This window comes from Geothrix oryzisoli (assembly GCF_022808865.1).
In the GTDB taxonomy this organism is placed as follows: domain Bacteria; phylum Acidobacteriota; class Holophagae; order Holophagales; family Holophagaceae; genus Geothrix; species Geothrix oryzisoli.
In genome coordinates this window covers 721,053-735,428 of record NZ_JAKZLB010000001.1, presented here as the reverse complement: position 1 = coordinate 735,428, position 14,376 = coordinate 721,053, and the positions used below count along the sequence as shown (strand labels likewise).

Here is a 14,376-nt window from a genome sequence, read left to right as displayed (position 1 = left end):
CGTCGCAGGGCGACTAGGCTGAGGTCCGCAGCGCTGGCGGCGGCTGGCAGATGAGCGTGAGCCAGGCCCCGGTGCGGGGGTGCTCCAGCTCCAGGCGCTGGGCGTGCAGCAGGTAGCCCGGGTCGCCGGGGACGGCGCCCGTGCCGGGCCTGGGCGTGCCGCCGGGCCCGTAGAGGGGGTCGCCCACCAGTGGATGCCCGGCGAAGGCCAGGTGGATGCGGATCTGGTGGGGACGGCCTGTGAAGATCTCCACCTCCAGGAGGGAGGCGTCCTCCCGCCGTTCCAGGACGGTCACGCGGCTGCGGGAGGGCCGGCCGCCGGGCGTGGCCGCATGGAGGAGGCCCAGGGGCTCGTAGGGGACTTCTCCGATGGGAGACGCGACTTCGAAGGCATCCTCGGCGGGATGCCCCTGGCAGAGGGTGCGGTAGACCTTGCGGGTCCGGCGCTCCTGGAACACGGCCTGGAGGGGGCCCCGCGCGGCGGCCGTGCGGGCGAACAGCACCAGCCCGGAGGTGCCCCGGCCCAGCCGGTGCATGGGGCTGGCTTCCGGGGCCCGGCGGCGCACCACGGCCAGGAGGGTGTGCTCCAGGAACTCCCCGCCTCCGGGCAGGGTGGGCAGGCCGCTGGGTTTGGCCACGGCCAGCAGGTCCTCGTCCTCGTAGAGCACCGCCGTGGCGAGGGGGACTTCCGGCTCGAGCCAGGGCGGTCGGGCCCAGGTGATCCACTGGCCTGGGCTCAAGGGGGATTCCGGGCTGGCGGGCCGCAGGTCGAGGTGGACTTGGCCTTCCAGGATCCGCGTCCGCCAGAGGTCTGAGTCCGCCCTCGGATGCCGGGCCGAAAGGTAGGCCAGCAGGGTGCGCCCGGCCCCTTCGGCCCCGACCTGTTCCCGGTGGACATAGCCCTGGTTGAGCCCCATGCGGTCGACCGCCCCCTCCGGACCCCCCGGTTCCCCATTATGTCCCGGGGCGCCGGGAGCGGAACCGGAGCTCGCGCGGTCCGCCCCGCTGGGGCCCGAGGCCTCCCCTTATTTTCGGCCCAGGTTAGGCTGTGGGTTCTCCTTTCCGAGGCACGATCCATGTCCATGCGCCCCCCAGCTCCCCCCCGGCTCCCGTATCGGAAGCCCACCGAAGGGCGGGACTATTGGGTGGTGGACGGCATCCTGCCGGATGCGATGGCGCTGGTGGCGCGGTTCCGGGCCCTGGAGGCCTGGGAGATGGGGTTCCCCCACACCCAGGAGACCTGGCCGGGCATGCGCTCGCGGAACGCGCTGTCGCCGGAGGAGCTGGCCCCCATCGAGGCCAAGGTCCGCGAGCTAACGGGGGTGAAGCGGCTGTGGACCGAGACCGCGCCGGATGGTGCCTACCTCAACCACAACGTGGTGCAGGTGGTCGGCGCCACGGAGTCGGGCCCCCGCCCCCACACGGACTCGCGGCGGCTCTGCCGGTACGCCGCCGTGATCTACCTGACGCCGAAGGCCCCTGCGGCCGCGGGCACGACCTTCTACCGGCTGCGCTATCCCAACGGCGCCCTGGGCGGGAACCTCTGCCCGCCGCCGCATGCCAACCTGCGCGAGGCGCTGGGCGTGACCGGGCTGCCCCTGCAGGCCTGGCATCCCGATGTGTCGGTGCCCAACGCGTTCAACCGCCTGCTGCTCTACCGGGCGGACCTGGTGCACTCCGCCACCGGCTACTTCGGTCACGACCTCGCCACCAAGCGCATGACGGCGCTGTTCTTCTGGATGGCGGAGTGAAAGGGAGCAGTCAGCTATCAGCTGTCAGTCACTGAGAGCTGACAGCTGATAGCCGAGAGCTACTTTTTCGCTTTCGTCAGCCGATCGAGCAGCTTCTGATCCACGTGATCCGTCACTTCTTTCAAGGCCGCACCGGCTTGCGCCAGCAGGCTGGCGCATTCCCGCTGCATGTCGGCGACATACGCCGCGTCGGTGATGTCCTTGAGGTTGATGACCACGTTCCAGACGCCGCCGCGCACCCCGGCGTAGGCCATCTGCGCGCCCACGGCCGCATCGGTGATGGAGGCCACCTTGCCCAGCCGGGCGGCCTGGCCGGCCAGTTCCAGGGCCTCGAAGCTGGTCTTCGCGGTGTCCAGGGGCACCTCGATGGCCACCTTCAGGCCGGCCTGCATGGCCTCGTGGCGGGCGGCCTTCTGCTCGGGCGTGGCGTCCGGCAGGCGGCGGGCGTCCATGAAGGCGTTGAAGGCGTTGGTGTCGGCATCGACGGCCACCATGAGGCGGTCCTTCAGCACCTGGGCCTGTTCGGCCAGGGTGATGAGCTTGGCGTCCTTCCCGGCGTCCGCTCCGCCCTGGGCCAGGTTGGCCACCATGCTGGCCAGCGCCGCGCCCAGGCTGCCGGCCAGGGCCGCGATGGAGCCGCCGCCGGGGGCCGGCGTGTCGCGGCTGACCTCATCCGTGAAGGCGTGGACGGGCATGGCGACGAGGGACTTCGCATCGTAGGTGGGCAGGCCCAGGACCTTCTTCTCGACCTCGAAGGGCGCCACGTCCCCGAGGCCCATGGAGAACACGGCGGTCTGGAGGATGTCGGAGGTGGGCACGCCCGTCGACTTGCCCATGGCCTTCAGGTAGTGGCGGCCTGAGGCCAGCAGGCACTGGAAGGGCACCAGGCCCACGATCTCGCTGCCGGTGACCACCAGGCCGCGTTCGGCGGCCAACCTGCGGGCCTCTTCGAGGACCGTGTGGGGCGCGGTCTGCTTGTAGTCCGTGAGGTTCACGCTGATCTGAGCGCGGCGGTAGGTGTCCACATACCAGCCGATGGCCTTGCAGTGGTCGTAGAGGCCCCGGCGGCGGACCTTCTGGCCCACGGGGTTCGCGGGATCCACATCGTTCAGCCGCATGAGAGCGGGCAGGTCGTAGCCGTGGGCGGAGGCGCAGTGATCCACGGTCTCCTGGAAGGTGGCGCCGGTGAAGTCGCAGTTTCCGCAGGGGAACGACCCTTCGGCGTAGTAGATCAGCTCGCCCGCCTGGTAGTAGGGCTTCACGCGGCCGCGGCGGGCCACGCGGCCCTTCTCGCGCAGTTCGAAGGCGATGTCCGTCGCGTGGGCCTTGTCGTTGGAGTTCAGCGTGACGTTGTAGGCCACCAGGAACTCTCGGGCGCCGATGATGGCCGCCCCAGCCTGGGCGTTGAAGGGCGCGGCGAAGTCGGGCGTCCACTCGGGGGATGTCAGCTTCTTCTCCAGGCCCTCGTACTCGCCCCGGCGCACTTCGGCCAGGTTGCGGCGCTCGGGCCGCGAGGCGGCGGACTCGTAGAGGTAGACGGGGATGGCCAGTTCGGCGGCCACGCGGGCGCCCAGGCGGCGGGCCAGCTCGGCGCAGTCCGCCATGGTCACGCCCTCCACCGGGACGAAGGGGGTCACATCCGTGGCGCCCATGCGGGGGTGGGCCCCGTGGTGTTGGCGCATGTCGATGACTTTGGCGGCCTCGGCGATGCACGCGAAGGCGCCCGCCAGCACGGCCTCGGGCTCGCCGACGAAGGTGATGACCGTGCGGTTCGTGTCCGCCCCCGGATCCACGTCCAGCACCTGCACGCCGGGCACGGCGCTGATGGCGTCCACCACCTGCCTGATCTTCGCGGCATCCCGGCCTTCCGAGATGTTCGGCACGCACTCCACCAGCCTGCGGGACATGATTCCTCCGTGACGATCCAACTCTAGCAGTGGCGCCGCATCGCATCTCCAAAGGCGGGCCGCGAGGCGGCCCGCCTTTGGAGATAGTTAACAACTTGTTAAGGAGAAGTCTTTTCCCATCTCGGAACGCGCAGCGTTCCGGGGTCTACCGAGGCGTCCGTTCAGGCCCCCCCGCCTCGTTCTTCACGCCGCTCACCACGTGGCCGGTGGGCCCCACCTTGGCGGCGGTGTCGCAGTAGCCGGTCTGGTCGTCGAAGAAGAAGTCCGGCTCGAACTCCCGGAGGAAGTCGGCCTTTTCGAGGCCACCGAGGAACATGGCCTCGTCCACCTGGATGTTCCAGGCCATGAGGGTGCGGATGGCGCGCTCGTGGGCGGGGGCACTGCGGGCGGTGACGAGGGCGGTGCGGATGCGCATGGGGGCCCCGGTGCCCATGTCCTGCAGGGGCTGGAGGGCCTGCAGCAGGGGCTTGAAGGGCCCCGGGGGCAGGGGGGTGGCCGCGTGCTTGATCTCATGGGCCTGGAAGGCTGCCAGGCCACTCTCGGCGTAGACACGCTCCGCCTCATCGCTGAACAGCACGGCGTCACCGTCGAAGGCGATGCGGATCTCGTCCGGGTGGCGGTCCGCGGCCATGGCGCTGTCGGGGTAGACCCGCGCGGCGGCGAAGCCGGCATTGAGGGCGGCGCGGACGTCGTCCTCCTTGGCGGAGAGGAACAGGTTCGCCCCCAGGGAGGTGAGGTAGGGGTAGGGGTTCCGGCCCCGGGTGAAGACGCCGCGCTCCAGCTGGAGGTTCGCCTCCTGGGCGCTGCGGAAGACCCGCAGGCCGCTCACGGGGTCGTTGCGGGAGAGGATCACCACGGCCACGCGGCCCTCGTTCCCGGCGTTGAAGGCCAGCAGCTTCTTCACCAGCGGGTAGGCCACGCCCGGCTTGGCGGGCACGTCCAGGCGCGAGAGCTGGAGTTCCATGTAGGCCCGATCGTCGGTTTCCTCGAAGACCCGGTTCTCCTCCTCGAAATCGAAGAGGGCCCGGGAGGAGATGGCGACGACGAGCTTGCCTTCCAGGGATTTGGGCATGGGCCCAGGGTACATTGATGTCATGTCCAGGCTCTACTTCGATGCCAACGCCACGACGCCGCCCCATCCGGAGGCGGTGGAGGCGGTGCGGCGGGCGATGGTGGAGGACTGGGCCAATCCCACCAGCACCCACCGGGAGGGCCAGCGGGCGCGGTTCCGCCTCGAGGAGGCCCGTCGGGAGCTCGCGGCAGCCCTGACGGTGGCGCCGGGGGAGCTGGTGTTCTGCGCCAGCGCCACCGAGGCCCTGCACCTGCTCATCCGCGGCCTTCATCCAACCCTGGGGGACCGTCCCGCGGCTGTGTTCCCGGGGGAGCACAGCGCCTGCCTGAACCCCCTGCGGGACTGGTCGCGGGTGGCCATGCTGCCCGAGGTGCCGGCGGACTGCGCCACGGTGGTGCAGATGGCCGCCAGCAACGAGACGGGCATCCGCTACGCCATGCCCTCCGCCCTGGATGCCGTTCGCCTCAAGGACTGCTGCCAGGCCTGGGGCAAGGTGCCCGTGGACCTGTCGGACTGCGATGCGGCCGTGTTCAGCGGCCACAAGATGGGGGGACCCCGGGGCGCGGCCCTGCTGTGGATGCGGCCGGGGCTGCCCTGGGAGCCCGTCATGGAAGGTCCCCAGGAGCGGCGCCGCCGGGGCGGCACGGAGGATCTCCCTGCCATCCTGGGGCTGGCGGCGGCGGCGCGCCATTTGACGGAGCGTCAAGCCCTGAATGCGGCGTTGGCCCCGATCCGGGATGCCTTCGAAGCGGAAATCGCCGCCTGGGGCCGGGATATCGAGGTCATCGGCCAGGGCTCGCCCCGGCTGCCGAATACAAGTTGCGTGCTGTTCCGGGGCCGCAACGGCGAGGCCCTGCAGGTGGCCCTGGACCTGGCGGGGTTCGCGGTCAGCACGGGCAGCGCCTGCCACAGCGGGGCGGTGAAGCCCAGCCATGCAATCTTGACCTTGGGGTATAGTTCGGACGACGCGCGATCGGTGCTTCGCTTCTCGATGCTCCCGGACGCGCGACCCGACGAGGTGGAGGCCCTGGCGGCGGCCATCCGGCGGTTGACATGAGCCCCTAGGAAGGCCCTCTGGCGCGGAGCGAGCATGATCGAGCAGACCCTCTTCTTCTTCGCACAGAACCCGCTCCTGATGCTCTTCGCGGTGGTGGCGCTGGGGTATCCCATCAGCAAGATCCGCATCGCCGGCGCCTCCTTCGGCATCGCCAGCATCCTCTTCGCGGGCATCGCCCTGGGCGCGCTGGTCATGGCGCCGGGCCTGGACGCCGGGTTGAAGAAGGACATCTCCAAGGAGATGAAGCTGGTCTACGAGCTGGGCCTCGCGGTGTTCGTCTATGCCATGGGCCTCTCCATCTCCCACAGCTTCTGGGCCGCCTTCAGCCGCGAAGGCATCAAGAAGAATGCGGTGGTCTTCCTGGTGATGGTCGCCTCCACGTTCTTCGTGGTGCTGCTGGCGCGGGCCATGGGCTTCAACGCCCGCTACGCGGCGGGCCTGCTCACGGGCAGCTTCACCAACATGCCGGCCCTGGCGGGCGTCATCGAGCGCGTGAAGTCCATGGGCGCCGGGCCCGTGGAACTGGCGCAGCCCACGGTGGCTTCCGCCATCGCCTATCCCATCGGCGTCCTGGTGCCCATGCTGGTCATCCTGCTCAGTTCGAAGGTGTTCCGCGTGAACCTGCGGGAGGAGGCGGACGGCCTCAAGGACTACCAGACGGGCCACCACAAGCTGGAGGTCTGGACGGTGCGGGTGACGAAGGCCGAGGCCGAGGCCATGAGCAAGCGGGACCTCTGCCGTGCAGGCAGGCTCCATGTGGTCTTCGGCCGGGTGCTGCGCAAGGCGGAGCTGCTGCTGCCGGGCCCGGACTTCCGCCTGAGGCTGGATGACCTGGTCACGGTGGTCGGCTCACCGGACGATCTGGCCCAGGTGGAGGCCCTGATCGGGGAGCGCAGCCATGTGGAGCTGGACCGGGACCAGAGCGCCCTGGATGCCACGCGGATCTTCGTTTCGCGCTGGGACGTGGTGGGCGTGCCCCTCGGCAAGCTCGACTTGGCGAACCAGCACCAGGCCATCATCACCCGCGTGCGCCGCGGCGATCTCTGGTTCGTGCCGGACGGCGACACGGTGCTGGAGCTGGGCGACCGGGTGCGCGTCACCACCCGCCGGGACAACATCGAAGCCATCGAGGCCTTCTTCGGGGACAGCTACCGCGCCATCAGCGAGGTCAGCTTCCTCACCTTCGCCATGGGCCTGGCCGCGGGCCTCGCCCTGGGCCAGCTGCCCATCCCGCTGGGCCACGGCATCGTCTTCAAGCTGGGGTTTGCCGGCGGGCCGCTGGCCGTGGCGCTGGTCCTGGGGCGGTTCCACCGCATCGGACCGCTGGTCTGGAATTTCCCCTACAGCGCCAACCACACGGTCCGCCAGTTCGGCCTGGTGCTGTTCGCCGCGGGCATCGGCGTGATCTCCGGGGAGGGCTTCCGGGCCATCGTGTCCCAGAACGCCGGAGTGCTGCCCCTCTTCCTCGGGGCGGCGCTCCTGGTCTGCTTCGTGGCGGATTCGCTGACGATGCTGCTGGGCCACAAGCTGTTCGGCATCCCGCTCAACATCATGTTCGGCATCCTGGCGGGCACCCACACCCAGCCCGTGGTGCTGGGTTACGCCAGCCACCACACGGGCAACGAGCTGCCCAACATGGGCTTCGCCACGGTCTATCCCCTGGCGACCATCCTGAAGATCGTCCTGGCCCAGGTGCTGCTGGCGCTGATCCGATAGCTCAGCGGGCGGATACCAGCGCCGGCGCGGGCTTGCCGTCCGGGGCCTGGGCCCACCGGAGGTCGAGCCAGGAGGCGATCGTGGGGGCGACGTCCCAGGCGGGCAGGTCGGCCAGGGGCCCACGACCCGCGCCGAGGACCACCAGCCAGGAGCGCATGGGGGCGGACTCCGGGGCATAGGCGTGGGCCCCGGCGCGGCCGTGGCGCTCGGACTCATCCTCGCGGCTGCTGCGGGCCTGGGAGAGCCAGGTGCCGAGGGGTGCCAGGACGACGACATCGCCCACGCGGGGGCTGCCGCCCAGGTGGTAGCGCGTGGGCACCTGTTCCCGGGGCCAGGCCTTGAGCCCGGCCCTGCGCAGACGGGCCAGGACGCGGGCCCGGTCGCCGGGCTGCCGCAGGTAGACATAGGCGCTGCCGCCGTGGGTGATGAGGTCCACGGGGATGCCGTCGAGGACGGTGGGCAGGTGGATCCGGCGCTTCATGGCGGTCATGCCGTGATCGGCCGTGAGGATCACCCGCAGGTCGGGATGGAGGGTCATCATGCGCGCCAGCCAGGGGGCCAGTTCCTTGTCGAGGATCCGCAGTTTCGCCACCGCTTCCGGGCTGTGGGGGCCGTGCAGGTGGCCTTCCTCGTCAGTGCCCGACAGATAGGCCATGACCAGGCGGGCCCCCTCCGCCAGGGCGGATTCGCAGAAGGCCAGACCCTGCGCATCGGGCACGCCCGGCTGGAAGGCCTCCATGCGCCAGGGGGTCACGCCCTCCCAGGGACCGTTGGAGCCCACCCAGTGGAAGACGGCGGTACGGACGCCGCTGCGGGTGGCAGCGACCCACAGTGGCTCGCGCTGGATGTCCTCCACCCGGTTGGCGGCGGGGACGCGCTGGCGGTCCTCCGGGCGCAGGTAGCCGTTGGCCACGACGCCGTGGTGTTCGGGCCAGCAGCCGGTGGCCAGCGTCACGTGCCCGTTGAAGGTGGTGGCGGGGAAGGGGGGGCGGACCGCGGCGCGGCGGCCCTGTTCCGCCAGGGCCCAGAGCCCGGGCATGGTGTCCGGGCGGAACTGGTCGGCGCCCAGGCCGTCCTCGCTGATGAGCAGCACCGGGCCCGCGGCGGCCTCCGGGGGATCCCCGGCCCGGGCGGGGAAGAAGGCGAGCAGGAGGGCGAGCAGGGCGGAGCGGCGCATCCTTCCAGCCTATCAAGCTAATCTGAAGCCATGAACACGCCCCGCTGGCCCTATCCCCTGCTCCGCCTGAAGCCCGGCAAGGAGGTGATGCTCTCCAAGCGCCATCCCTGGGTGTTCTCCGGGGCCCTGGCCCGGCCTTCGGAAGTCCATCTGGTACGGCTGGCCGATGATTCGGGCCAGGTGCTGGGCGTCGGCACGGCGAGCCCGGCGAACCCACTGGCGGCGCGCATCTTCCGCTTCGAGGATGCCCCCCTGGACGAGGCCTTCTTCCGGGCGCGGTTCGAGTCCGCCCTGGCCCTGCGCAAGAGCCTGGGCCTGTGGGACCCCGAAGGCGGCTGCCGCTGGATCTTCGGCGAGGGCGACGGCCTGCCGGGCCTGGTGGTGGACCGCTACGCCCGGGCCCTGGTGCTCCAGGTGGGCACGGCGGGACTGGAGATCCTGCGCGACCGCTGGTGGCCCATCCTCTTCGAGATCGGCAAGCGGGAGGGCATCACCGCCTTCGTGGAGCGCAGCCAGTCGGGCCGCCGGGAGGAGGGGCTCGAACCGGTGAATCGCCTGCTCAAGGGCAGCCTCGCCGGCCCGGTGACGGTGCAGGAGGGTGCGGCACGGCTCAGCGTGGATCTGCTGCGGGGCCAGAAGACGGGCTTCTTCCTGGACCAGCGGGCGCATCGGCTGCAGGTGGGCGCCCACGCCGAGGGCTGCCGCGTGCTCAACACCTTCGGCTACACCGGTGGCTTCAGCATCCATGCGGGCCTGGGCGGGGCCTCGCAGGTGGCCACCCTGGACATCAGCGCCCCGGCCCTGGACCAGGCAGAGCGCGACTGGGCCGCAAACGGCCTGGACCCCGCGGCGCACACCCGCCTGGAGGGCGATGCCTTCGAGCTGATGCGCCAGCTGGAGCCCGGCGGCTGGGACCGCGTCATCGTCGATCCGCCTGCCTTCGCCAAGCAGCGCAAGGACGTGGACAAGGCTTTCAAGGCCTACAAGGATGTCTTCCGCCTCGGCGCCCGTGCCACGGCTCCCGGGGGGATGCTGTGGGTCTTCTCCTGCAGCCAGCACCTGGACCGCATGCGCTTCCAGGAGGCCGTGTGGACGGCCCTGCTCGAGGCGGGTCGCGAAGCACGCGTCCTGGCGCATCTCGGGCAGCCCGCCGACCATCCGTACTCGCTGAACCATCCTGAGGGGTTCTACCTGAAGGGGTTGTGGCTTAGCGTGGAGTGACACCCCTCCAGAGGCCGCCATGGACCACGACCACTACGCCTCTCCCCAGGCATTCCTGGAGGATGTCCCTCCCGCTTCCGCCGGGCCGCTCGTGCCCTTCGAAGACAGGGGCACCTACCCGGACCTGGGAACCCGGATCCTGGAGACCTTCCGCTGGGTTCTCCGCGACCGGGAGCGGGCCGGTGAGGCGTTCCGGGGGACGGATGGCCTCGGATCACCCCTCTGGTTCATGTGCCTCCTGGGGTACCTGCCGGCCGTGATCCCCGGTCTCCTGGCCGTGTTCCTGCCCCGCACGCCGTTCTGGATGACCTGGCTGCAGCTGCCATCCGCGGCCCCCACCCAGGGGTTCCTGCGGGTGATGACCCTCGTGTCCGTCCTGGTGTTCGCACCGGTGGGCCTGCTGATCGGCGGCCTGGTCGGAGGTCTGCTCAACCACGTGGGGCTGTGGATGGCGCGGGGTACGACGCATGGCCACGGGCTGAGTTCCTCCCTCCGGTCCACCCTCTACACGGCCGGCGTGTTCGCCTGGATCCTCCTCCCCTTCAACCTCGGGAAGTCGCTTCCGGGCCTCCCCGGCCAGGTGTTCCAGGTCCTGGCGGCGCTGCTGCTCCTCGTGCTGCCCACGACCTACCAGGGGATCATGCTGGCGAGGACCCACCAGGTCGAGACCTGGCGCGGGGTGGCCGGCGCCTGGATCCCAAGCCTTCTCTTCCTGGTCTGCCTCGGCGGCTGCCTTGGTCTGGCCTTCTGGTTCGCCGGCGACACCATCCTTCAGGCCATCCGGCAGGCCCGGCCCGGCCTGTTCTGATCCGCCTCCGCCGAACGCCTACCCCAGCCGCTCCACGGCCTCGTCCACGCCTTTCGCGCTCAGCGCCCCCTGGCTCAGATCCAGGAGGTGGCTCAGCTTGACGTTGCCCATGGCGCCGAGCATGGACGCCTTGAGGCGCGGGATGCTGCCTTCCATGGAAGCGACGAGTTCCTTCACCTGCTTGCGGCGGCTCTCCAGGCTGGAGCAGCCGCAGAGGGGGCAGCCGCAGGGCACGATGGGGAAACCGCGCAGCCAGGCGTAGCGCTGCAGGTCCTTCTCCTCGCAGGTGCCCAGGGGGCGGATGACCGTGTTGGCACCATCGTCGCTCTCCAGGCGCAGGGGCATGGTGCTGAGGCGGCCCTCGAAGAAGAGGTTGATGAGCAGCGTCTCCAGCAGGTCGTCCAGGTGGTGGCCCAGGGCGATCTTGGAGAAGCCGCGCTGCTTGGCGAAGGAATAGAGCACGCCGCGCCGCAGCCGCGAGCAGATGATGCAGGGCAGCTCCTCGGGCTTGCTGCGCACCATCTTGTCGATGGGGGCCGGAATGATGTGGTGGGGCACCCCGAGGCGTTCGCAGGTCTCGGCGATGGGATCGGGGTTGAACTGGGGGAAGCCGGGATCCACCGTGACGGCCTCCACGGCGAAGGCCACGGGGGCCCGCTTGCGCAGGCGCTCCAGCACATCGAGCAGGGCCCAGGAGTCCTTGCCGCCGCTGACGGCCACCAGGATGCGGTCGCCATCCTCGATGAGCCGGTAGGCTGCGTTCGTCTCGCCCACGCGCCGGGCGAGCTTCTTCTCGAGCCGGGGCAGGGTCTTGAGCTCAGCCTCGGTGGGCGGCAGGGCCAGGCTGGGAAGGGCGCAGGGATTGCTCAACGGGCCGGACCTTACATCACGCCGCAGGCTTTGCGCTCGCCGCGGACGATCTGGCCCTGCACGTCCTTCACGTATTCCGGACAGGTGCAGTCGGGGCAGGTGTTGCTGGAGGTCTCGGAGCACAGGTCCGCGAAGGTCACCTTCTCCATGAAGGCGGAGATGTGGTCGGAGAGGCGGTTCCAGAGCATGAGGCTCATGCGCTCGTCGGCCATGAGCGCCTGGTTGGCGGCCCTGGGATCCTCCTTCGCCACGGCGTAGAAGCTGCTGTCCGTCAGGCGCAGCACTTCGCCCACGCTCACCTGGTTGCAGGGCCGCGTGAGGATGTAGCCGCCCTTGGGGCCACGCACGCTGGCGACGACGCCGGCCTTCTTGAGCTTGTTGAAGATCTGCTCCAGGAAGGGGAGGGAGAGCTTCTGGCGTTCGGCGATGACATGCAACGGCACCGGCTGGCCATGGCTGTGGTGGGCCAGGTCGAACAGGGCCTGCATGCTGTACCTGCCTCGAGCCGAAATCTTCACGAGAGGTGCTCCAGAATCCAGACTAGTATTCCTGAGTGATTGAGTCAAGTTTATCGGAAGGCTAGACTGAACCCTGGAGATCCCCATGAAAGCTGCCTTCCTGGCCCTTGGAACCCTGGGATTGCAGGCTGGGCCGCCCGTGGTTCCCCCGCCGCCCATCTCCGCCGCTCCGACGGCCACCCTGCCCACCGATCCGAGGGATCAGCAGCCGTTGCTGCTGGGGCCGACGACGGCGAAGGAGATCCTCGCCCACCGGGCCGTCTTCCGGGAGAACCTGGCCCGGACGCAGCTGCCGGGGGACCTCAAGGCCCGCTGGCAGGCCGTGAAGCGCCCGCTCATCCTGGTGGCCGTATTCGGATCCTGGTGCGGCGACAGCCAGTACCAGCTGCCGGATCTCCTGGCCCTGGAGGCGGAGCCCCATCCATTCATCGAGGTGCATTACCTGGGGGTCAACCGGGACAAGCAGCTGGCCGATGCCCAGTGGCCCCGCGGCTGCGAGCCCCAGACCGTGCTCCGGGTGCCGACTTTCTACCTGTTCGCCACCCAGCCGGGGGGCGGTGAACAGCTGGTGGGCACCGTGGTGGAGAATCCGCCCCGAGCGGGGCAGCGCATGGCCGAGGCCCTGGTGGAACTGGTGGAGGCTTCCGCCCAGCAGCCTTGATCCGCTCCGGATTTCAAGCCTCCGGCCGGGGCGCCGATGAGGTGGAACCATGCACTGGCGCGCCATCATCCTGATCACCGGCCTCTTCTGGGGCCTGGGCGCCGTTGAACCCATCCGGGTGGGGCTGGACGGCTGGACCACGCTGAATCCGCTGCTCATGTCCCGCGACACGGACGGCGAGGCGGTGGACCTGGTCTTCGACCGCCTGGTGACCATGGATGCCGAAGGGACCTTCATTCCCGGTCTGCTGCAGGGCTGGACGGTCTTCAAGGGGGGGCGGGAAGTCGTCCTGGAGCTCCGCCCCGGCATGACCTGGCACGATGGCACCCCCATCGAGGCCGAGGACCTGGTCTTCACCTGGAAGGCCCTTCGGCTGCCTCAGGTCCGGGCCATCGCGGACACGGCCGGGGGGGTGGCCTCCCTGGACAGCCTGGTGGCCGAGGGCCCGCTCCGGGTGCGGGTCCGGTTGGCCCGGCCCAGGGGAACGCTGCTGTCCGATCTCTACAACTTCATCCCTGTCCCCCGCCGCCACTACCAGGTCGGCGCGAACCCCCTGTCGAGCCCCGTGAACTTCCAACCCGTGGGCTCGGGTCCGTACCGGGTCGTCGGCCGCTCCACGCCCACCCGCGTGAGGCTGGAGCTATGGGCCGGTTACCGGGGCGCGCATCCGGGCACCTGGCCCGCCTTCGAATTCGTGGACTCCTCGAACGACAAGAACCTGGTCCAGGCCCTCCTGGACCACCGGTACCACTACGCCCTGGTGGGGGCCTTGCCCCACTACCTGGTCCGGAAGGGCGCCGAGGGCGGAGGGCGGCTCCAGGCCTACTCCGTACCCCAGGCCGCCTTCGGGGCCTTCTTCCTGAACTGCGATCCCAAATTGAGCCTGCTGGGTGACCTCGCCCTGCGCCAGGCCCTGGCTGAGCTGGTGCCCTGGCAGGAGATGGCCCGGGCCCGGCGCTTCTTCCCGGCCCGGTTGGCCTCGGCCTTCTGGCCGCCCGAGAACTGGGCCCACGACGACACGCCGCGGCCCCTGCCTCAGGTCGGGCGGGCGGAGGCGATCCTGGACGCGGCCGGATGGCGGATGGGCCGGGACGGGATCCGCCACGATGGCCAGGGGCGGCCCCTGGTTCTGGTGGCCTACGAGCAGGCCTCGTCCGTCAGCCGCAGCTCGTCCCGCCTGCTGGCCGAGCAGGCGGCCAAGGTGGGCATGCGCATCGAGGTCCGGCGGCTGTCCTTCGAAGCGCTCACGGAGAAGTCCGCGAACCATGACGGGGACATCTGGTCCTACGGATGGACGACCTCCCTGGACCCCGACGTGGATGCCCCCCTGTTTACCAAGGAGGGTTATCGCACCAAGGCGAACGTGAGCGGCTACCTGAATCCAGAGGTGGACCGGCTCTTCGAGGAGGGACGCTACACCCTGGACCGGGTGGCCCGGCGGAAGATCTACCTGAAGCTCTCCGAGATCATCTGGCGGGACAAACCGGTCATACCCCTCAACTACATCCTCGTGAGGGTGCTGGCGGATTCGAAACTCCGGGGCGTGGGCTTCAACGTGCTCGGCCAGGGGTACGGCTTCTGGCCCGGCAAGCGGGGTTGGCGGCTGGAGGAGTAGACCG

13 protein-coding genes are annotated in these 14,376 nt (G+C 70.0%); 7 read left to right on the top strand and 6 right to left on the bottom strand.

Annotated features, from left to right (window positions below; all coding sequences use genetic code 11):
* Window positions 1–13: 13 nt before the first annotated feature.
* A complete protein-coding gene (locus MLE43_RS03320; RefSeq protein ID WP_243301817.1) occupies window positions 14–916 on the bottom strand; it encodes an RluA family pseudouridine synthase in 903 nt (300 codons plus the stop codon).
* A 159-nt stretch (window positions 917–1,075) separates the two neighbouring features.
* Between MLE43_RS03320 and MLE43_RS03315 the strand changes: the two genes are divergently transcribed.
* The gene (locus MLE43_RS03315; protein WP_243301811.1) at window positions 1,076–1,750 is read left to right on the top strand and encodes a DUF6445 family protein; all 675 of its coding nucleotides are present in this window, start codon (window positions 1,076–1,078) and stop codon (window positions 1,748–1,750) included.
* A gap of 59 nt (window positions 1,751–1,809) precedes the next feature.
* Here the strand turns inward: MLE43_RS03315 and ftcD are convergent, their stop codons facing one another.
* Window positions 1,810–3,657 carry a glutamate formimidoyltransferase gene (gene ftcD, locus MLE43_RS03310; protein WP_243301809.1) on the bottom strand — a complete coding sequence of 616 codons (1,848 nt, stop codon included), beginning with the start codon at window positions 3,655–3,657 and terminating at the stop codon, window positions 1,810–1,812.
* 145 nt (window positions 3,658–3,802) lie between these two features.
* Window positions 3,803–4,729: a 5'-nucleotidase gene (locus MLE43_RS03305; protein WP_243301799.1), complete on the bottom strand. Its 927-nt coding sequence runs from the start codon at window positions 4,727–4,729 to the stop codon at window positions 3,803–3,805.
* Here MLE43_RS03305 and MLE43_RS03300 point away from each other — a divergent pair.
* Window positions 4,728–5,786, top strand: a complete 1,059-nt coding sequence (locus tag MLE43_RS03300) for a cysteine desulfurase family protein (protein WP_243301796.1) — start codon at window positions 4,728–4,730, stop codon at window positions 5,784–5,786. The two genes, MLE43_RS03305 and MLE43_RS03300, sit on opposite strands and share 2 nt — an antisense overlap.
* Window positions 5,787–5,819: 33 nt before the next feature.
* Complete coding sequence (locus MLE43_RS03295) at window positions 5,820–7,502, top strand: aspartate:alanine exchanger family transporter (protein ID WP_243301794.1); 1,683 nt, start codon at window positions 5,820–5,822, stop codon at window positions 7,500–7,502.
* Between the two features lies 1 nt (window position 7,503).
* On the opposite strand, the gene MLE43_RS03290 is transcribed toward MLE43_RS03295, so the two are convergent.
* Window positions 7,504–8,679, bottom strand: coding sequence for an alkaline phosphatase family protein (locus tag MLE43_RS03290; protein WP_243301792.1), 1,176 nt, complete (start codon window positions 8,677–8,679; stop codon window positions 7,504–7,506).
* Window positions 8,680–8,709: 30 nt separating this feature from the next.
* Here MLE43_RS03290 and MLE43_RS03285 point away from each other — a divergent pair, with 30 nt between their 5' ends.
* Both MLE43_RS03285 and MLE43_RS03280 read left to right on the top strand, forming a co-directional pair.
* The gene (locus MLE43_RS03285) at window positions 8,710–9,900 is read left to right on the top strand and encodes a class I SAM-dependent rRNA methyltransferase (protein WP_243301784.1); all 1,191 of its coding nucleotides are present in this window, start codon (window positions 8,710–8,712) and stop codon (window positions 9,898–9,900) included.
* A 19-nt stretch (window positions 9,901–9,919) separates the two neighbouring features.
* Window positions 9,920–10,708 carry a hypothetical protein gene (locus tag MLE43_RS03280; RefSeq protein WP_243301782.1) on the top strand — a complete coding sequence of 263 codons (789 nt, stop codon included), beginning with the start codon at window positions 9,920–9,922 and terminating at the stop codon, window positions 10,706–10,708.
* A gap of 18 nt (window positions 10,709–10,726) precedes the next feature.
* On the opposite strand, the gene ttcA is transcribed toward MLE43_RS03280, so the two are convergent.
* The gene (ttcA, locus tag MLE43_RS03275; protein WP_243301778.1) at window positions 10,727–11,578 is read right to left on the bottom strand and encodes a tRNA 2-thiocytidine(32) synthetase TtcA; all 852 of its coding nucleotides are present in this window, start codon (window positions 11,576–11,578) and stop codon (window positions 10,727–10,729) included.
* An 11-nt stretch (window positions 11,579–11,589) separates the two neighbouring features.
* A complete protein-coding gene (locus MLE43_RS03270) occupies window positions 11,590–12,183 on the bottom strand; it encodes an RrF2 family transcriptional regulator (RefSeq protein ID WP_275975998.1) in 594 nt (197 codons plus the stop codon).
* Between MLE43_RS03270 and MLE43_RS03265 the strand changes: the two genes are divergently transcribed.
* Together MLE43_RS03265 and MLE43_RS03260 are read left to right on the top strand one after the other, a co-directional pair.
* On the top strand, window positions 12,182–12,757 hold the full coding sequence (locus tag MLE43_RS03265; protein ID WP_243301776.1) for a thioredoxin family protein: 576 nt from the start codon (window positions 12,182–12,184) through the stop codon (window positions 12,755–12,757). The genes MLE43_RS03270 and MLE43_RS03265 overlap by 2 nt on opposite strands.
* A gap of 49 nt (window positions 12,758–12,806) precedes the next feature.
* Window positions 12,807–14,372, top strand: coding sequence for an ABC transporter substrate-binding protein (locus MLE43_RS03260; protein WP_243301775.1), 1,566 nt, complete (start codon window positions 12,807–12,809; stop codon window positions 14,370–14,372).
* Window positions 14,373–14,376 lie beyond the last annotated feature (4 nt).